Source organism: Parashewanella sp. 2304DJ23-3, assembly GCF_056591695.1.
On record NZ_JBWQOH010000010.1, the window covers coordinates 44,355 to 65,021 of the forward strand.

14 protein-coding genes and 1 pseudogene are annotated in these 20,667 nt (G+C 37.0%); 5 read left to right on the forward strand and 10 right to left on the reverse strand.

Translation table 11 applies throughout. From position 1 onward, the window contains the following. Positions 1-6: 6 nt before the first annotated feature. Together AC1EU2_RS15580 and AC1EU2_RS15585 are read left to right on the forward strand one after the other, a co-directional pair. A complete protein-coding gene (locus tag AC1EU2_RS15580; protein WP_480299201.1) occupies positions 7-5,562 on the forward strand; it encodes a protein kinase family protein in 5,556 nt (1,851 codons plus the stop codon). Positions 5,563-5,669: 107 nt separating this feature from the next. Further along, positions 5,670-6,710: an IS481 family transposase gene (locus AC1EU2_RS15585; RefSeq protein ID WP_480299202.1), complete on the forward strand. Its 1,041-nt coding sequence runs from the start codon at positions 5,670-5,672 to the stop codon at positions 6,708-6,710. Between the two features lie 321 nt (positions 6,711-7,031). Here AC1EU2_RS15585 and AC1EU2_RS15590 read toward each other — a convergent pair whose 3' ends face one another. After that, positions 7,032-8,099, reverse strand: coding sequence for a 3-deoxy-7-phosphoheptulonate synthase (locus AC1EU2_RS15590; RefSeq protein ID WP_480299203.1), 1,068 nt, complete (start codon positions 8,097-8,099; stop codon positions 7,032-7,034). 492 nt (positions 8,100-8,591) lie between these two features. Here AC1EU2_RS15590 and rsmF point away from each other — a divergent pair, with 492 nt between their 5' ends. Continuing rightward, on the forward strand, positions 8,592-10,007 hold the full coding sequence (rsmF, locus tag AC1EU2_RS15595) for a 16S rRNA (cytosine(1407)-C(5))-methyltransferase RsmF (protein ID WP_480299204.1): 1,416 nt from the start codon (positions 8,592-8,594) through the stop codon (positions 10,005-10,007). A gap of 256 nt (positions 10,008-10,263) precedes the next feature. On the opposite strand, the gene AC1EU2_RS15600 is transcribed toward rsmF, so the two are convergent. The 9 genes and pseudogenes from AC1EU2_RS15600 to apbC all read right to left on the reverse strand — a co-directional run. Beyond that, on the reverse strand, positions 10,264-11,046 hold the full coding sequence (locus AC1EU2_RS15600) for a TatD family hydrolase (RefSeq protein WP_480299205.1): 783 nt from the start codon (positions 11,044-11,046) through the stop codon (positions 10,264-10,266). Positions 11,047-11,089: 43 nt separating this feature from the next. Then, positions 11,090-11,416, reverse strand: coding sequence for a PilZ domain-containing protein (locus AC1EU2_RS15605; RefSeq protein ID WP_480299206.1), 327 nt, complete (start codon positions 11,414-11,416; stop codon positions 11,090-11,092). Between the two features lie 35 nt (positions 11,417-11,451). Next, on the reverse strand, positions 11,452-12,378 hold the full coding sequence (gene holB, locus AC1EU2_RS15610; RefSeq protein WP_480299207.1) for a DNA polymerase III subunit delta': 927 nt from the start codon (positions 12,376-12,378) through the stop codon (positions 11,452-11,454). Further along, positions 12,366-13,001 (reverse strand): dTMP kinase, encoded by a 636-nt coding sequence (tmk, locus tag AC1EU2_RS15615; RefSeq protein ID WP_480299208.1) that lies wholly within the window; start codon positions 12,999-13,001, stop codon positions 12,366-12,368. The genes holB and tmk overlap by 13 nt, the downstream gene beginning before the upstream one ends. Beyond that, entirely contained in the window at positions 12,998-13,999 is a 1,002-nt protein-coding gene (mltG, locus tag AC1EU2_RS15620; RefSeq protein ID WP_480299209.1) for an endolytic transglycosylase MltG, read from the reverse strand. Before mltG ends, tmk begins: the two co-directional genes overlap by 4 nt. Beyond that, entirely contained in the window at positions 13,996-14,829 is an 834-nt protein-coding gene (gene pabC / locus AC1EU2_RS15625) for an aminodeoxychorismate lyase (RefSeq protein ID WP_480299210.1), read from the reverse strand. The genes mltG and pabC overlap by 4 nt, the downstream gene beginning before the upstream one ends. A 21-nt stretch (positions 14,830-14,850) precedes the next feature. After that, complete coding sequence (dcd, locus tag AC1EU2_RS15630) at positions 14,851-15,432, reverse strand: dCTP deaminase (RefSeq protein WP_480299211.1); 582 nt, start codon at positions 15,430-15,432, stop codon at positions 14,851-14,853. A 32-nt stretch (positions 15,433-15,464) separates the two neighbouring features. Then, entirely contained in the window at positions 15,465-16,100 is a 636-nt protein-coding gene (udk, locus tag AC1EU2_RS15635) for a uridine kinase (protein WP_480299212.1), read from the reverse strand. A gap of 32 nt (positions 16,101-16,132) precedes the next feature. Next, a pseudogene (gene apbC / locus AC1EU2_RS15640) lies at positions 16,133-16,933 on the reverse strand (iron-sulfur cluster carrier protein ApbC); the annotation flags it as partial. A 229-nt stretch (positions 16,934-17,162) separates the two neighbouring features. On the opposite strand from apbC, the gene AC1EU2_RS15645 reads away from it, so the two are divergent. Both AC1EU2_RS15645 and metG read left to right on the forward strand, forming a co-directional pair. Beyond that, the gene (locus tag AC1EU2_RS15645; RefSeq protein ID WP_480299213.1) at positions 17,163-18,401 is read left to right on the forward strand and encodes a hypothetical protein; all 1,239 of its coding nucleotides are present in this window, start codon (positions 17,163-17,165) and stop codon (positions 18,399-18,401) included. Between the two features lie 98 nt (positions 18,402-18,499). After that, on the forward strand, positions 18,500-20,551 hold the full coding sequence (metG, locus tag AC1EU2_RS15650) for a methionine--tRNA ligase (protein ID WP_480299214.1): 2,052 nt from the start codon (positions 18,500-18,502) through the stop codon (positions 20,549-20,551). Positions 20,552-20,667 lie beyond the last annotated feature (116 nt).

Genomic DNA, 20,667 nt, shown 5'->3' on the forward strand with positions numbered 1-20,667 from the left:
TTTTCCATGGGTGGAGCCACAGTCGACAATTACCTAAGTTCATTCAATACTGGTGTATTGGAGCAGAACCTAGGTGATTTTAAAGCTGACGCAACTCGACTATGTCGGTTTAAAGGTAACCATTCTTGGCTTCACAAGTATAGAATCAGCGTAGAGGAAGGTGAACTAAAGGTTGAAAGACGTGTTTTATCTTTTCATAGTAAAACAACCACATCACAATCTGCTTGCAGTAAATCAACACGAAGCAAACTCATTAATTCAGCACTAATTTCACAACAATTTAGTAACGAATTATTATTTAATATGATTGAAGGAAAAAAGATTCATGACGCACGCTTAGAAGTTCTAGCAAAACACATTTCTATTGAAAAAGTCATTGCCCTTTGCAATAGAGCAGAAAACACACAACCCTCACAAGGTGTCCAAGACTTTTTGAGAACAATAGATATAGGACGATTTGATTTAAATGCGATTGACTCACCTGACCATTTAGAGATAGTACTTGCAAAGTGTTGTAGTCGTGAGGATTCGCCTGGCGAACTAGATATTGAAAAAATTCAGTCACCTATCCATAAAATAAATTTATCTCGAACCGTCGCACTATGCGAACATTGTACAACTAGCACCAACTGCCATTTTATTAAAGCTTTCTTAAAGCAAGTTGATATAGAGTCTTTGCACATTGACAGCCTTGATGACTCTACTCAAACAGAACTACTAATAACATCATGTTGTGGAGAGTCAGACGCAATTAATATTGCTCTTAAAGAACTAAGTATTAGTAAACTCAAGAGCTTTGGTGAATCTAGCAAACCCGGTTCAATTTGGTACAAGCTCTACAATATATCTGCTGAAGAAGCTATAGGACTATCAACCTCTCAACTTGCCAAATTATCAAGAATTTGCCCTCAATTTAAAATAGAAAACTTTGATGACTGGACACAATCACTTTCAGCTGCTGACAAAACTAAATTGTTACTTAGCCTTCCTATAGATAATGCTGTCATTGCCCTAAGTAGAACATCAGATAATGAGTTTGGAGAAATAATTTTTGAATTGACAAAAATGGTATCCAATGCCTCTGATAGTATCAATTTAACCGAAGTAGAAAAAAGAATATTTGATATCTTAAAAAAAATATCCAAAGTTACATCAAAAAAGGAATCATTAACAGATGCTGGGAAAGATGTTGCTGAAAGATTGAAAGCGAAAATGAAGGCTTTTGTTAGCGAAAAAAGAAATCTAGAGTCAATATTTCCTCAAGGTAAACCTCTTGTATGTAGTTATTTAATATATCTGTTTTATTGTAGTTCAAACAGTATCGATAACTCACTTCAATTAGTCCTAGAAACACAAATTATGGCTCTTTCATTTGAGAGTTTTCTTATACTTACGGATTTATTCTCTGATCGCATTATCAATCAGTTCCTAACTCAAGATACCATGTCTTCAATGATGAAGTTAGCAGATAAAGAGCGCTGGGGTTCTTGTTTTTATGCAGCAATTTATCAGCATCAATGTAAAAAAGATGAGGGGTGTCAAGCCGATCACTTCAGATTATTTTTAATTCTGAGACATGATATGAATATATGGTTGCATTACACAGCTGAAGAAATAAATACTTTCGCAAGCTTAGCAAGAGGCTCTACAGAACAAACTGAAAGCTTTATACGTTCCTTGCCAGCTAAATTTTATAAACATATTAAGTTACTCATTACTCCTGAAAATAGAGAATCATTAGATTTAAATTGTATTCCACCAGAAACTTGGAACTATTGGCTAGAAAACGACTTTGAAACAGCTAAACAATATTTGTTTTGGCTTAATACTCGCACACTCGACGACATTGAAAATAAATACGTGAATTTGAACCACCTAAAAAGTAATAAAGCTAGAACAGTCAATCTAGCTACTATTGCATACGGCTTAGATGATACAAAATTTGATACATTAACTAAGCGACAATTATCAGAAGTTATTGATATTTTAAATTCATTACCAGCAACTATTGTAAAGAATAAATTAGAGTTTTTATCAGAAGAAAAATTAGTAAAAATATTAAACAAACTAAATCTAACTCTCATTCAAGAACTTATTCCAATATTAGAACCACAACAAGCATTAGAAATCTTAAAAACACTAACAAAAGAAAAAAAAATAGATTTTAATGCAATTTCTGATGAAGTTTGGAAAGCTTGGATTGAAACTGATTTCACAGAAGCCAAAAAATATTTAAAGTTCCTCAGCAAGGAACGATTGCAAACAATTAAGCTAAATAACGAAATACTTGCAATAAAACGAGATGGAGTAACAAATTACTTTCAGTTAAATTACTATCTAAATGATGCAAACATTGCGAATCTCACATTCCAGAATTTTTATGAAATTATAAAGTTATTAAACTCTCTTCCTCCAGAAACTGTATTTAAAAGATTAAATGCACTGTCAGATGACAACTTCTGTAAAGTTTTAAAAAAATTGAATAATACTCTTATTACAGATGTTTTATCGGTTTCGAGTGCTCACAAACCAGTTACTTTTTTGGAACAACTTACTGATGTAATAGAAAAGCTAAATTTTGACCGTATAACTGGTATAGCCTGGGAAAATTGGATTGAAAAAGATTTCGAAGAAACCAAACAATATTTTAAATATTTAAGTATAGAACAATTCGAAAAAGTCAAAGCAAGTAACGCTCTAGTTGAAATAACAAGGAATGGCAATCCATGTTTAATCCAAATAACTGAACATTTTAACCACACTCTATTGCATGAACTTAAAGATGATGATCTAGCTTCAATTGTTCAGGTTATTAGAAACCTACCAGCAAAAAGTATTAGCGAATTCTTACAATGCTTTGGAGATGATGATAGCTGCTGGATTTTAACTCAACTTCATCCATTTTGTGCTGTTGATGCTATATTTCATTGTGAACATAAACCTATCCATTTAATAACTAGATTAGCCACTCTATACTCCAAACCAACTGATGGCTCAAATAAGTTTTTATCAAAGTATCTAGTTAAAGATCAAATCCCTGAATTTTTTAGCCGTCTTGCAACATTCGGTAGAGCCGAACTTCCAGGTGAAGATTACTCTTGTATATGGGATCAGAAAGATTTAAACGAAATGGTAAGATGTGCACTAAAAGAAATACCAGAACATATTCGAACCGACATAGTGTTAAAATCAAAACATCCAGTGAGCACAATTTTTACTGCAATGCTCATAAATCATGAGTTGGTAGATTATTCTTCATCTAGCACTGATCCAATTATTCAGTTAGTTTCACACATTCCAGCTCACCATTTAAAAGTACTTGCAAACCACTTAGACACCTCGAAACTAGTCGCTTGGCTGCTCTATCAACACACCGCCTTACCAAAAATAACACCTAAATATGAAACCCATGCATTAGCTTATTCTAGAATTAGAGCCGTGGGGTTAGCGGGGAGCACTGCAACTTCAAAACGGTCTACAAAAAATAATGATGCCAAAATGGTATTTGAAGAAATAGTGAAGTTCTTTGTTAAACAACAAGCTCCCATAGTTCACCAGGCAGAAGTTTTTATGTTCTTGGGTAGTGAACTGAATTCTAGAATAAGGGTCACTAAATCTAATGGTACAGACGTTCCGGTGTTCATTGATATTGTGTGTACTCAATTTATTCCTCATCTACCTAATAAGGAGCGTAATTTAAAATATTTTCTTTCTGCAATCCCTGCTTGTTGTACTTCTGCTTTGATAACTGCAATAACCCAAACCAAGCCAAAAGTTGAAGATTTAGAATTAATTAGTGCTGAAGCATGGGCTTATTGGCTTGAAGCTGATTTTGAACTCGCATATGACTACTTTAAAAAGCTTCCAACCGAAATACAACAAAAACTGATTTATCAAATCAAGCTTGAGGACTGGTCTAAAATAGCTAAAAACTTTAATAGATATGAATTATTAGACTGGGTTAATGGAACATCTGTTGAACAGTTAGCGTTTTGGATTGAGCAATATGATAAAGGTAATATCAGTACTGCTATAGAGCTTTTATTTGAGCACAAGAAAGTTCATTTAATAACTAGGTTACCCAAGAATAAAATTGCTGACGCTCTAGAGTACTTAATTAATAATGTATTAGATGGTTTGAGAGCAAGTAATGGAAATGAAGATCTTGAAAAAATTGAAGAAATTGAAACTCTTATAACAGTATTAAAAGAGAACTGTTTCTCAACAGATATTGCTAAAGAATTAATTCAATTATATCAAAAAGAAACTGATACTCTAATGAAAGTTCTTACAAAAGTTTTCAAAGCCCCTCCTGGAATCATATCTGAATTACAAGAAGCATTATTGAACAGTGATTATACAGCTGTACTCAAGGTTATGAGTAAATTTGCAGTGCATCATGCGACAAAGGAGGAAAAACAAGCTGCGGTGAATATCCAAAAAGCCTTTCTTGCTCAACAACAACACATTGATGAGCTTGAAAAAAGATCTGATATAACAAGATTCGAACGTATTCAAGTTATAGAATCCAGGCACATGAAAGTATTTTTTGATCTCGACCGAATTTATCCTCCTATCTATCAACCTAAACAAAGTTGGCGACACGCTACAATTCCCAATGGTTCATTTAAATTCCCTGTCGCTTCGGATCATAAAATGATTGAGTTTGCTGCAAATGAAGCCGATCAACTCACTTCCAAAAGTGTCCCCGTAACCAGTGCAACAAACTCTAGAAATAAAAAGTTATTTAATAAGATGAAGCAAGTGTTTATTTCAGATAGGAGACCCGAAAATAATCCATTTCAAGAATCGTCAATTCAACCTGGGTTACAAGGAGTAGTAGTGAGTGAGCGAGAATTAATTTCTGTCAGAGCTGGTGAAGGCCTTGATTCACATTTAAAAAGAAATTGCGAACAAGGAGAACTAAAAGATACCGGATGTTTTCGTCAACTTCTAGCTGACATGGAACTGATGCATAAGAGCCAAATTTTCTTTAGAGATATAAAGGAAAGTAATTTACTCTATGTTGACCATGTAGAGAGAGCAGACGGAACAGTATTTAAACTCTCCCAACCGAAATTAATGTTTATTGACTTAGCTGATGTTTGTTTTGTCCCTGATGCGGGAACGACAGAAGAGGCTATTGGCAGCTTAAAACAGTATTGCGGAACACCTAGCAAAATTACTCTTGAATTATTAGAAAAAAGAAAACAAGGAGATAAAATTGCGGCAAAGAGTGCTGATGAATATGCCCTTCTACTTACATTCTTCAATTCTGTATCTAAGAAAATAAGTAAACTACCAGTAGCACCATGTGGAATACAAGGCCATCCCAATAATAATGCAAACAGATACCCTTGTGGTCTTAAAGAGCGTAATGTGTTCAAAAAGGGGATTTTACATATGGACTCGCTCACAACTACACAGAGGAATACCTTCATATCAGAATGTAAGTCCTTCATAAAAGAGGATTATCAGGATGAAATCATAAGCTTTTTGGAAGACCCAAGTAACAACCCGCTGACTCATAAATTAAGTGAAATGTTAATATTGAGTGATTAGATGTATTAGTTCAGACTAGATCTGACACTTCAATTTGAAAAGAAGAGAGTTACCCACTTTGATTAAAGGTGCTAAATCCGAAATCAAAGTAAAAAGAGGTAACTCTCATGCTTCATACTAGCAACCCAATCATTAAACACAAAGCTGGCCTTCTTAATCTTGCAGAAGAGCTTGGTAATGTTTCTAAAGCCTGTAAAGTTATGGGTGTATCAAGAGACACTTTCTATCGTTATCAAGAACTCGTTGAAACAGGTGGTATTGATGCTTTGATTAATCAAAGCAGAAGAACGCCAAATCTTAAAAATCGAGTTGACACAGAAACTGAGCAAAAAGTGCTTGAGTATGCGATTGAGTTTCCTGCTCACGGTCAAGTCAGAACAAGTAATGAACTGCGTAAGCTTGGTGTATTTATATCTCCAAGTGGTGTTCGCTCTATTTGGCTTAGAAATGAGCTTGAGAACTTCAAGAAACGACTCTTGGCATTAGAAAAGCAAGTGGCTGAAAACGGTATAGTGCTAACAGATGAGCAGGTAGCAGCTCTTGAGCGCAAAAAACACGATGATGAAGCTTGTGGCGAGATAGAAACCGCTCACCCAGGGTATTTGGGCTCTCAAGATACCTTTTATGTTGGCAATCTAAAGGGAGTTGGACGTATCTATCAGCAAACCTTTGTTGATACATACAGTAAGGTTGCTTTCGCTAAGTTATATACCACCAAGACACCTATCACAGCAGCTGATATTTTGAATGATAAGGTGTTACCGTTCTTCAAAACTCATGAGCTGCCAATGCTTCGAATATTGACCGACAGAGGCACTGAATATTGTGGTCGAGTTGAACAGCATGATTATCAGCTTTATCTGGCTATAAACGACATAGACCACACAAAAACAAAAGCCATGTCTCCACAAACAAATGGGATCTGTGAGCGCTTCCATAAGACGATTTTACAGGAGTTTTATCAGGTAACATTTAGGAAAAAGCTGTATGGCTCAATGGAAGAGCTACAAAAAGATCTGGACGAATGGATGGAATACTATAACAATCACCGAACACATCAAGGAAAAATGTGCTGTGGAAGGACACCAATCGATACGTTAGAAGATGGAAAACTAATCTGGAATGAAAAGAATTTAGTCCAGATTTAACCTGACAGGCACCGAGTCAAAACTGGGTAACTGTCAGATCAGGTCTGAACTACTACAGATTAGAACACTCTGTAAAAATGCAGTGTAACTGCCTAAAATTAAGCGTAATCTATTAGTTTATTTTGAAATTTAATAACAAGCCAATTTAAAGCAGCGTTACAATCTCTGAAAGGCACCGTTCATTTCTTAAAGGGTTGTTCATTTACCAGATAAATTACCTTTCCTTGCAAACTCTATAAATTATCCACTTAAAAATAAATTAAGTGAAATGTTGATTACAACTGCTGAATAACCAACATTCCAAAACTTATTTGCACTACTTTATGAGATTAGACAGTTTAGTAACTTTTCAGTTTGTTCCCAACTAATACATGCATCGGTAATTGATTTTCCGTAAACCAATTTTCCATCCATAGATTGATTTCCTTCTTCAATGAAGCTTTCTAGCATAATGCCAAGAATATTCTGATTACCTTTTCGTTTCAGTTGTGCCACATGAAGCGCTATATCAATTTGCTTTAGATGTTGTTTTTGCGCATTATCGTGACTGCAATCAATCATCACTTTAGTGTGAACATTTTTAGCCGTTAATGTTGCTACTGCCGCTTCTATACTCTTCTCGTCGTAATTAGTAATAACTTCACCAGTAGCTGTTTTTCCACCTCTTAAAACCAAATGAGTATCAGGGTTACTTGGTGTGTCGATCATGGCAATTTCACCATGTCCATTTAGTCCGAGTGTATGGTGACTATGTGCCGCAGAGATCATCGCATTAATTGCAGTATCTGCCGAACCATTGGTATTATTTTTTATGCCAACTGGGATATCTAGGTTACTGACCATTTCACGGTGAGTTTGAGATTCAGAAGTTCTAGCTCCGATAGCTACCCAAGAAATTACATCATCCATATACATCATAACCAATGGATTTAAAGCTTCAGTTGCTAGAGGTAAACCTAATTGTGCTAACTGCAACATTAATTTTCGAGAACGTAGTAAACCTTGCTCCATGTTGCCACAACCGTCACGCTCTGGGTCATATGCAAAGCCCTTCCAACCGACACTGGTTCTTGGCTTTTCAACGTACGCACGCATTACAATCAGTAATTTGTCAGAAAGCTTTTCGTTTAATTTGGCTAACTTTTGACCATACTCTAAAGCAGCAGCTTCATCGTGAATTGAACATGGACCAGTAACTACCAAAAGTCGGTCATCTTTACCGTTAAGAATATCTCTAATTTGCTGTTTAGAATGTTCAACCGATGCAGCTATCTCTTCAGGCACAGGAAGTAAGTTTTTCACTTGCAGTGGTGATAACACCTTTTTAGCTCTTGAATCATTTGCGGCTTTTGGTGCTTCAGTTCTTGGTAAAATATTTAATTGGGTCATAACGTTTCTCGCTTTAGCTGAATAAAAATTTAGTTTTTTAATATGATGAGCTAGATTCGCCAATACGAAATAAGCCCACCGCAGCTAAATCGCCCATTCGAGCGTCTTGCAAGTTGATGGAAAATGTCAGTTAATAAAGACACCATCGTTATGTCCTCTCCAGGTAAATACCTAAAATAAAAGTATAAAAAAACCCCGACTGGCTGACTGCCTATCGGGGTTGTATCCCTGGTTGGCAGTCTGGCTTTCGCCGGGACTGCCGTTTTGTTTGATTAACGGCGACCCGACTCCTGACTAAAATAGCCATAGCCAAACCACCAAAAATATACAGATGCAGAAACTACCACGCTATTAATTGTGCGGTAGATTATATTGGTCGATGCATTTGTATTGAATTTTTTCATGCTTTCATCATGTACCAGACGAATTTATAATGCAACAGTTCGTGATACAATTTATGCATTATTATTTTAACAGCTTATTTTTTAGCATATGGCTTCAATCAATCCTGCTTTTATCGAGCACATTACAGCACAGCTGCCGTCTCACCTTAATATTGATGATTTAATTAACTATTCTAATAAGTCACTTCGGCCATCAATCAGGGTTAATACTCTGAAAATATCTAATGAATTACTCATACAAATTCTAGAAAAAAAAGGTTATCAATTAGAAACTATTCCATGGTGTGAAAATGGATTTTGGATAACCGGTGGCGAAGGCCGCTCTCTTGGTAACTTAATCGAACACCTACAAGGGTTATTTTATATACAGGAGGCCAGTTCAATGTTGCCGCCTGTTGCACTCTTTTCTGAGGAAAATGACTTTACTTCAGTACTGGATATGGCCGCTGCACCTGGTTCAAAAACCACACAAATTGCCGCTATGATGAACAATGAAGGACTTTTGATTGCAAATGAATATTCATCGAGCAGAGTAAAAATGCTACACGCTAACCTCGTAAGAATGGGGGTTACGAATTCTGCAATCACTCATTTTGATGCCGAAGTATTTGGTGAATACTTATTTGAAGAGTTTGACGCCATATTACTCGATGCGCCTTGTGGAGGTGAAGGTACTGTGCGTAAAGATGAGCAAGCTTTAAAGGATTGGAAACTTTCAGAAGTGGAAGCAATCGCAGTAAAACAAAAACGACTCATCTGCTCGGCATTTGAAGCACTTAAAGTGGGTGGCACTCTTGTTTACTCCACCTGCACCTTGAGCGAAGAAGAAAATCAGCACGTTTGTCACCACCTGAAACAGTCGTTTCCTGATTCTGTTGAATTTATTTCTCTACATAAACTGTTTGAGGGGGCTGACAAATCGATTACCGATGAAGGTTTCTTGCATGTTTGGCCTCAGACCTATGACAGTGAAGGTTTTTTTATTGCTAAAGTCAAAAAAACATCTGCTGTAAAACGCAGTAAAAACATGCCAAAACCTCAAAGAAACTTTCCTTTTAATGCTGCAAGTAAAAAGCAAGTCAATGAAATCTCTGAATGGCTAAAAAACAGTTACGGTATCGAAATTCCAGCCCATTCAGTTTTAAAAGTACGTGATCAACAATTTTGGTTATTCCCTGAAGCATTTGAAAATTTTACAGGAAAAATGCGTTTTCAACGCATTGGTTTAAAACTCGCTGAACAAAAAGGAAAACATTTAAAACTTTCACATGAAGCCGCTACTGCACTTACTGTTTCTAGAGAGCATAAATTAGACATCAGTTTAGCGGAGGCAAGCGAATATCTGAAAGGTAGAGACATTCCATTAGCGGTTGCAACAAAAGCTGAAGGTGAAAAAATACTTTGTTTGCATAATAATTCGTTAGGGGTCGCAAAGCATTTAGGAAATAAATTAAAAAATAATTTACCGCGTGATCTTGTAAGAGATAATGCTACAGCCCAATAAACTCAAGGCTTTTGTGTGCTAAATAAGAATTTAAGTCAAAGGGAAGCTACTTGATGAATAAAAATTAATGTAATTTTTTAGGCAATTTATTCTAACTGTTCTAATCTTTAAATTAATGAATTTCTACATTAATAAATTTGAAACATAAGGTTAAATTTTAAAATTTATTAATGAGTTACCGAGTAGCGCACGGCTCGAAAGAGCCATTTCCCAACGCCCAATTCAATTTATTGAAATGGGCTTTTTTTTATCTGCTTTACTTCAATCGATTTGCTGTTTTAAACAGATTAAAGAAATTTTCGCCTGTATACTCAATTAAATCTTGATACTTTTCACCACGCAGTTCAGCAACAAACTCTGCAACATCTCGAACAAACGCAGGCTGATTTTCTTTACCTCGATGAGGAACAGGTGCCAAATATGGTGAATCCGTTTCAACCATTAACCGATCTTTTGGTATTTTGCGAATAACACTACGCAATTCACCTGCATTCTTAAATGTGACGATACCAGAGACAGAAATATAAAACCCAAGATCAATGGCCGCTTTTGCCATCTCCCAATTTTCAGTAAAACAATGTAAAACACCACCTACTTTATCGGCATTACCATTTTTCAGCATGGAAATTGTATCTTCACGAGCATCACGAGTATGAACGATCAATGGTTTATCAACTTCTAACGACAAAGCAATTTGACGCTCGAAACAATCTTGCTGTAATTCTTTAGTTTCCGGTGAATAAAAGTAATCGAGTCCTGTTTCACCTACTGCAATCACTCGTTCATGGCTCGCACTCTCCAACAACATTTTGTCATCGAGTCCGGACTCAACATCTAAGGGATGGACCCCAGAGGACAGAAATACTTGGGGAAAAGGTGCAACCTTTTCTTGCATTAATTTAAATTCTTGTTGACGAACGTTTACACAAAGCATGTACTCAACGCCTTTCTGTGTGGCGTTTTCAATAATTTGTGTCAAGCTTTCATGATCAGGTGCCGCTTTTAAACGGTCTAAATGGCAGTGTGAATCGATTAACATTAATAGTCATGAACAAGTGAAAATGGCAGCAAAGGATAACTGTCTACATTGTACAGGTCAAATCGTCAGAATTTAATTCGCTAGCAAGTAAATTTTCTATTCTTTGCCGATGGATTTGATCATCTGATTCAATTTTGACTCCAACGCCAACTGGGCGGCCACCTGAAGCACCTTGTGGATTACTCCATACAACAGTACCGGAAAATTGATAAAAATTATTATCTTCAGGAAGTTGATATTGAACAAGAACTTCTTCGCCTAATCCAAATGGAGAGTTCATATTTATGAATACACCCGCTGGAGAAATAAAAGGCATATAGGCTCGATAAAGTTGATGAAGATTATCAAACTTGATTGAAACTCTCTCCATACCGCACCTCTTGAGCAGAGGTTAACAGCCTCTACTTAATGATTAGTCAGATGTCGATATTTGAGCATGATTTGCTGGCATAAACCTGGTGCGTTGATGTTACTCATCAGTGATAGCCTTTGACGTATTGTCATCACTTCCGACGCTAATTTTATTATGTTGGCTTGCAACAATGGATCAGCATACTTCTTTTGGATAACAAACTGTCTTAGCACTAGGTACAAAACATCTAAAATATCAACGATTTCTTTTTCATTGATATCTAAAAAATTAGTACACAGATGCCCTTCCATCAAACTTTGACTCCAATCTTTACGATATTTCAGTAGAGTTTGATAGAAACCAGATGTAATGGACTCAATTAAATTTATAGGTCCACCGACGATAGGCATTGCCCATGTCATATCACCAGAGACTTGAGAGTTTTGTTTTAACCACACATTAAGTTCATCTTTTGATGGCGAATGTACTGCGATTTCTTGACAGCGACTACTGATAGTTGCCATTAATAAGCTCGGTGACGATGTTTGCAATAACAATAAAGTATCTCTACCAGGCTCTTCCAACGTTTTCAGTAGCGCATTAGCTGCTGCAACATTCATTTTTTCGCATTCATAAATCACAGCAATACGTTTACCGCCTTGCTGTGAAGTATTAGCTAGAGCACGACAAAGCTGCCTAATTTGATCAACCTTGATTTGTTGACCATCAGGCTTGATGATATGTAAATCAGGATGAGTATCTGCAGCCGTCAATTGGCATGAATGACAAAAGCTGCAAGCCTCACCATTTATAGGTTTACTACATAGGGCCAAACTCGATAAGTGCTCTAACAATAGCTCAGCACCGTATCCATGCTCAATACCTAAGAGTTGAGCATGTGGCATTGTACCTTCACTCAATTGTTGAGCGAAGATACTGCTGGCTGAGTTCAACCATGGTAATTGGTTCAGTTTAACCATGGCATAGCCTGTAAAACACTGATGATGTCTTTGTGTACTTCTGTAATATTCTGACTTGCATCGATGACGTAAATGCTGTCATCTTCAGCAGCGATTTGTAGATAACGAGCACGCGCTCTTTCAAAAAAGTCTATCTTCTGTTGTTCAATACGATCTAAAGCACCACGCGATGCAGCGCGCTGCAACCCGAGCTTTGGGGAAATATCTAGATATAATGTTAAATCTGGCTTGAAATCCCTTAACGTCGCATCACTGATCACGCTAACCAGCTCATTTAATCCTCTACCACCACCTTGATATGCAAGAGAAGAAAGATTATGTCGATCGCCTAAAACGCATTGGCCACTATTAAGTGCAGGTTTAATTACATTTGCCACTAACTGTGCACGAGCAGCGTATATCAATAAACATTCAGCCTCATCACAAAGAGGATCTGTTTCATCAACTGTTTTAACCAAGTCACGCATTTTTTCAGCAAGAGGTGTCCCACCAGGCTCGCGAGTACATACCATTTTGCGGTTTGTGTGCTTTTCAATATAATCACGAACCAAACTAATTGCACTAGATTTACCAGCACCTTCTAGTCCTTCGATAACAACAAATTTACCCTGAACTCCACTCATTTTTTACTTCTCTGATATATATTTACTGCGCGATTATGTGCTTTTAATGTTTCCGAAAATACATGGCTACCATCATTTCTAGACACAAAATATAAATAGCTGACATCAGCTGGATGTGCTGCTGCTTCTATTGAAGCCAAACTTGGTGCAGCGATTGGTGTCGGTGGTAGCCCCTTTATTCGATATGTATTAAAAGGCGTTTTTGTTCTTAAATCTTTTTTAGTGATATTCCCTTGATAACGGTCTCCCATCCCATAAATAACAGTAGGATCGGTCTGCAATCGCATACGCTTCTTCAGTCGATTATTAAATACCGCCGATATCAAGTTTCGCTCTTCTGGTTTAGCGGTTTCCTTTTCGATAATCGAGGCTAGAATCAATAACTCGTATGGGGAATTAACTTCTATTGTTTTATCTCTTTGCTCCCAAACTCGGTTTAATTCATTTTCCATGTGTTTGTAGCTTTGTTCCACCAACGTTTTTACTTCTGTAGTTGAAGTATAACTGTAGGTTTCAGGAAAAAACTTGCCTTCAGGCAAGCCCGACATATCACCATTTTCTTCCAGCACCTTTACAAATATGCTCTTCGGTAAAACCAAACGAGGTGCAGCTTTTATGGTTTGTTTCCACTCTTTGAGTGTGTGCCCTTCAATTAAAGTTAAGCTGAATTTTTTTACATCTCCTTCAACGAGCTTCTGCATAATTGAAAGCGGTGAATCTAGCGTATCTAGCTCATATAAACCTGTTTGAATTTTTTGATAGACGGGGTTTAGTTTCACAAACAACTTAAGTTTCCAAATATCAGAAAGTACACCTTGCCTCTGCAATTTAAGTAATGTGCCATTAAGGGATGCCCCTGGCTCAACCCAAAGCTCTCTTTTGTGTTCAATATTGAGTGGCGAACTTGCATAAGATTCGATCGAATTATTTACATAAAAAATACCAATAAATCCAGAAACAATAAGGGTAAAACATACTTTTAACAGGAGTTTTTTCATAACTGAACCCCTAATAAATTATTCAACATAGATGTGGAATCCCAAGCTTCAAAACAATATTGATCAACTTGTTTGATATCAACGGCACCCATCAAGCTGTTCGTCATGAAAATATGTTCTATTTTATTGAGTGTTTCAATCCCAATATTAGAAATTTCAACATTAAAACCTAAATCAAGTAGCGCATAAATAACTCGTTCTCTCATAACCCCTGCGACACCACTTTTGCAAAGCAAAGGTGTGTACCATTTGTCATCCATATAAAAAAATAAATTAGCCATCGAGGATTCAATAATTTGGTTATTGCTATCTGTCACTAACCAGTCTTGGAAGTTATCGGGTAATAACTGAGACTTAATTAACACTTGCTCTAAACGGTTTAAATGTTTCATTCCTGATAATTTAGGTTGTTGAGCAAGCTTTATATCAGACAAGGTAAGGTTGAGTCCTGTCTTTTGTAACTTTTGATAGTTTGTTGGAAGATCAAAAGTTGTAATAACCGTAGTGATGTTGGTGCAATTTAGGGCTGAATAGCCTCGACCACCTTCCCCTCTGGAAATGAGTAATTTAATACCTCGATTGGGATTAGCTTCAGCGATTATTTCAAGTAGTATTTTTTGAGATGTTGGTAACTGCCAAAAACCGATTTCATTTTTAATATTTAAACGAATGACAGCTTGTTCAATGCGAGATAAATGAGAGTTTAAGAAAAGAATTTTACCCTCTTCATTCACTCTCATTGTTAAAAAGAGGCCATCACCATAATTGAGGCCCCTGTTTGAAACGTCTATCAGCTTTCCTTGCTGACCATTAATCCAAGTATTATCCATATATGTAGGGAGTACTCCCGATTAATCCTGACTGATTCGACTCGCTACCGCTTCTTGCTGGTCTTTATATTTAGCATTTTTACGCTTGTTATAAGGCTTCGCAACAGGGGTAGATAAACGTTCAAAGTTCAATGCACCAATTTTCATTTGAGGCCGTAATGCAAGCGGTAATTTACCACTATTATAAAACTCTAAAACAATTTTACCTTGCCAACCTGGATCGATTCTGTGTGCAGTAACATGCACCATTAAGCCTAAACGAGCTAATGATGATCGACCATCTAACCAACCTACAATATCTGCCGGTAAGGTGACGCTTTCATAAGTTACTGCTAAAGCAAGTTCACCAGGGTGTAAAAAGAAAGCTTCACCATCTGGGATATCAATTTGGTCACTCATTACGCGATCAAGCGCTTTCTGAACGTCAGCACTTGGTCCACTTAAATCGATATAAGGAGCAGTATGATCTTTAAATACTCTAAAATGACTGCCTAACCTAACATCAATACTTACACCACTAATGGCTTCTTCGTCTGGCCGTGGTGACATAATAATCTCACCTTTATCCAAACTGCGGGTAATTTCAATATCGGTTAAACGCATCTTATGTGCTGCTCCTTTGCGTAATCAGGCTATTAGCCAAGTAGGTGTTGAATTCTAGCTTTTAGTATATCGGTTGCGATACGGTTTTTACCGCCCCTTGGAACAATGATATCAGCATATTGCTTAGAAGGTTCAATAAACTGTAGGAACATTGGGCGAACAGTCTTTTTATATTGAGAAATAACAGATTCCATCGTTCTATCTCTCTCTTCAACGTCTCGTTGTAATCGACGTAAGAAACAAATATCCAGTGGTGTGTCCATGAATACACTGGCATCAAATAGATCACGAAGTCTAGGGTCAGTTAATAATAAGATGCCTTCAAGGATAATCACTTTTTTAGGTGATACTTTTGTCGTTTCAGTTGTACGAGTATGCTCTGTGTAGCTGTACTGCGGCACTTCAATTGTTTCACCTGACTTAAGCTTAATTAAGTCTTCACAGAGACGCGCATGATCCATTGATTTTGGATGATCATAGTTAGTTTTAACACGCTCTTCCATCGTCATATGACTTTGATCGTGATAGTACGCATCTTCATTGATTACCGCAATTTGATCGGTTCCTAAATCACGACGTAACTCTTCAAAAATAGTTCGAGCAATTAAACTCTTACCTGAAGCTGATGCACCCGTAATCGCAATAATAACACACTGCTGAGAATTCATTTTTTGACCCTGTTTTTTTTAAGCTTTTAAATTTATTCATCAGAAAAACTGATTGAAACTGAATCGGTCGTTTGATCGTCAACGAAGTTCGCAATTTTTTCTGCGATACCTGAATACAACAAACTGATTTCAGTGTCTGGGGTTGCTACCAATGGCGGCTTACCTGAATCCATGGCTTCACGTATTTCAACGTTTAACGGTAGTGCTCCTAAAAACGGTACTTGATATTTCTCGGCTGTTCTTCTGCCGCCATCAGTACCAAAAATATGTTCTTTATTGCCACAATTACCACAAATGTGAAAACTCATGTTTTCAATCAGGCCCATGATTGGCACATTCACTTTTTCAAACATATTGATGCCTTTTCGAGCATCAGCTAACGCAATATCTTGTGGCGTAGTTACGATAACAGCACCTGTAAGCGGTACTTTTTGAGATAATGTAAGTTGGATATCACCTGTACCTGGAGGAAGATCGACAAACAGATAATCTAACTCCGGCCAAGCTGTTTCGTTCATAAGTTGAGATAGTGCTCCTGCAGCCATTGGTCCACGCCATACAGCGGCATTTTCACTGTCAATCAAAAAGCCAATAGACTGAGCGGTAATACCATGAGCGGAAGCTGCCGTCATTTGCTTTTCACCAACTGCTTCAGGCTTAAACGTTTCTAAACCCAACATTAATGGAATAGAAGGACCATAAATATCCGCATCTAAAATACCCACTTTATAACCTAGCTTACTCATCGCTAACGCTATATTTACAGATGTAGTGGACTTACCAACGCCCCCTTTTCCAGAGGCAATGGCAATGATATTTTTTACATTGGATAATGCTGATGATTGAACTGAATTTTGGTTATTCATAAACAGTTTTTTCTGCTATTCAACATAGAATTAAAAATTCCGGCAATTGTACCAGATATTAAACTGAACTTAATGATTTTAAGGATTTGTTGGTTAAAATATGACGAACTGAACTTAAGCTTTCATCTCACAGATAATTAAATCGTCAAAATTTGAACAATGATAGAGTCTTTCTTTTACTTATTTCAAAGCGATTATGAGAACTCACGTCCTTTTTATCTCAGCATTATGTACATTCAGTTCTTTATCTTTACTTCCACAAGCCTCGGCGGAAACGATTAATGAAGTAAGTCAAATAAACGTATCAAGCCCATCATTTTTAAACGTAATAAAATCAACTGTCCCATCTTCAGTTGCGGTTTCAAGTTTTAAAGTCAATATAATAAAGAAGAATGCTTATCATATCGGTGTATTGTCTGACGTAAATAATACGTTGAAGGAGGACATCCTTGATACTGGCATTGTCTGGCCAAATGAAATAACTTATGTTCCTCAAAATGTCTTCGGCCAAGAAGGGTTACTTGTTGCAAGTGGCTTTTTTGATGTAATTCCTCTTAAGCACAACAGCACTGGTGCTGTAACGTTTATAGATAGCACAACTCATGCTTCACACAAGCTAACAAAAGATAAAACTGGCTTTTACTATCACAAAGCTATTTGGGTCGATTTATACGGCAACGGTCAATACGGAGTGTTAACAACAAGAACTGACAGCTCTCCTCTTAAACTTAAAGAAAGTGAACTCGTCTACTTAACGCCATCAAAAAATGACCCTTCTTCATTTCCATGGAATGAAAAAGTCATCTATTCAGGTGGTGCTGATACCACCTTTACTGTTGCAGATATGGATCAAGATGGCATCCAAGAAATCTATGCGGCTGAATATTTTAACAAAGCAGTAAGTGTCACCTTTTATAGAAATAATAAGTGGCTCCATAGGGTAATAGATAACCGTATCGATCATGCTTTCAATATAGAAATTGCTGACCTAAATAACTCTGGCCAACCTTCGTTACTTATAACAAATCATACAATAAATGAAAAACTTGCTGGTGTGTATGTTTATCAACTTCCTAACGACATTGAATCAGGTCAATTTAAAAAACATGTCCTGGCGACAGGATTTAAAACGATAAAAGGTGGATTCGGACAAGCAGCTCCAGGAAAGGCAACCCCTTTTTATCCATCAAAAGACAGAAACCAGAAACCATCGATACTGGTTGACGGCGATGGTGCTGAAACAGTTACCGTGCTAACACCAAACTCTCAAGATAAGAATGATTGGAGTTATAGTAAGAATCTCATATTTAAATCGAGTAACAACAGCATCATTGGACAATCAGCTATCATCAATGCACACGCTAATTATTCGACCAAAATTTTTACGCCTGAATATGGAAACAATAAAGTTCATGTGTTTGAAGTAAAAAATTAGAATTTATTGTACTAATTGCTGTGTTCGGCTGATGAAAATTTACTGTCTATCAGTTAATATGCTTTCCATATTTAGAGTAATTAACGATTTAAGAGAAAATGGCAGAGACAAAACGCAAAATTCTTGTAACGAGTGCCCTACCTTATGCTAACGGCCCTATTCATTTAGGTCATATGCTTGAGTATATTCAAACTGACATTTGGTCACGTTACCAAAAGCTTCGTGGTCATGAATGTCATTACATTTGTGCTGACGATGCACATGGCACTCCAATCATGCTTAAAGCTCAACAGATGGGTATTGAGCCAGAGGAAATGATTGCACAGGTTCAAAAAGAACATGAGCAAGATTTTGCTGATTTTCGTATTGGCTTTGATAATTTCCATACGACTCACAGTGTTGAAAATCGTGAGTTAGCAAGTGATATATATTTAAAGCTGAAAGAAAATGGCTACATCAAAACCAGAACCATTTCTCAGTTATTTGATCCTGAAAAGTTAATGTTCTTACCTGATCGTTTTGTAAAAGGCACTTGCCCGAAGTGTAAATCAGAAGAACAATATGGCGATAACTGCGATGCTTGTGGTGCAACGTACAGCCCAACGGACCTAGTTAACCCGAAATCAGCTGTTTCTGGTGCGACGCCCGTTATGAAAGACTCAGAACACTTCTTCTTCGATTTACCAGCTTTTGAAGACATGTTGAAAGAGTGGACCCACTCTGGTTCTTTACAACAAGAAATGGCTAACAAACTGAATGAATGGTTTGAGCAAGGCCTTCAACAGTGGGACATCAGCCGTGATAAGCCTTATTTTGGTTTTGAAATCCCTGGAGCCGAAGGTAAATACTTCTATGTTTGGCTAGATGCTCCTATCGGATACATGGGATCATTTAAAAACCTTTGTGATAAGCGTGATGACCTTAATTTTGATGATTTTTGGTCAAAAGATTCTGACGCTGAGGTTTACCACTTCATCGGCAAAGACATCGTTTACTTCCACAGTTTATTCTGGCCAGCAATGCTGAGCGGTTCTGGTTATCGCCAACCTACAAGCGTATATGCTCACGGTTATGTAACGGTTAATGGCGCTAAAATGTCTAAATCTAAGGGAACCTTTATTAAGGCTCGAACTTATTTAGATAATCTAGATCCAGAATACTTACGTTATTACTATGCTGCCAAGCTGAGTAGCCGCATTGATGATTTAGATTTAAACCTCGAGGACTTTGCACAGCGTGTAAACTCTGACCTTGTTGGAAAATTGGTTAACTTAGCGTCACGTACTGCTGGATTTATTAAAAAACGTTTCGATGGAAAACTAGCTAAACTTGAAGATACAAGCCTAGTCGAGCAGTTTATAGCTAAAAAAAATGTGATTGCTGAATGCTATGAAAAGCGTGAATTTGGTAAAGGCATGCGTGAAATAATGGCACTTGCTGATATCGCTAATGCTTACGTTGCAGATATGGAGCCATGGAAACTGGTAAAAGCAGAAGAAACATTAGAACAAACGCATCAAGTTTGCTCGAATGCTCTGAACTTGTTCCGCATTTTAGCCACTTACTTAAAACCTGTATTACCTCGCTTGTCTACTGATGTAGAAGCGTTTTTGAATACTGAACTTACGTGGGATAGCTTAGAAACAGACTTCAGTGGTCATGAAATCAATGCTTTCAAAGCAATGATGCAGCGCGTAGACATGGACAAAGTTGCTAAAATGGTTGATGAATCAAAAGAAAACCTTGTAGCAACAACACCAAAAGCGATAGAAGAAAAGCCTGTAGATCAATCATCAAATCCATTGGCTGATGATCCTATCAGTGACACAATTCAGTTTGATGATTTTGCAAAGCTTGACCTAAGAATCGCACGTATTGCTAAAGCAGAACACGTCGAAGGTGCAGATAAACTTCTTAAATTCCAATTGGATTTAGGTGGCGAAACCAAGCAAGTATTTGCAGGAATCAAGTCTGCATATCAACCTGAAGATTTAGAAGGTAAGTTAACCGTAATGGTTGCGAACCTTGCTCCTCGTAAAATGCGCTTTGGCATTTCAGAAGGAATGGTGTTAGCTGCTGGCCCAGGTGGTAAGGATTTATGGATTCTTGAACCACATGAAGGTGCACAACCTGGCATGCGAGTTAAGTAGTTCTACTTATTACAAGAAACCACTGCTTAGCAGTGGTTTTTTTATGTATAAACGATAAAGCCTATTTATTTACTAGCTGTACTCTGAAGTTTTTACATTCTATCACTGAACCTTCG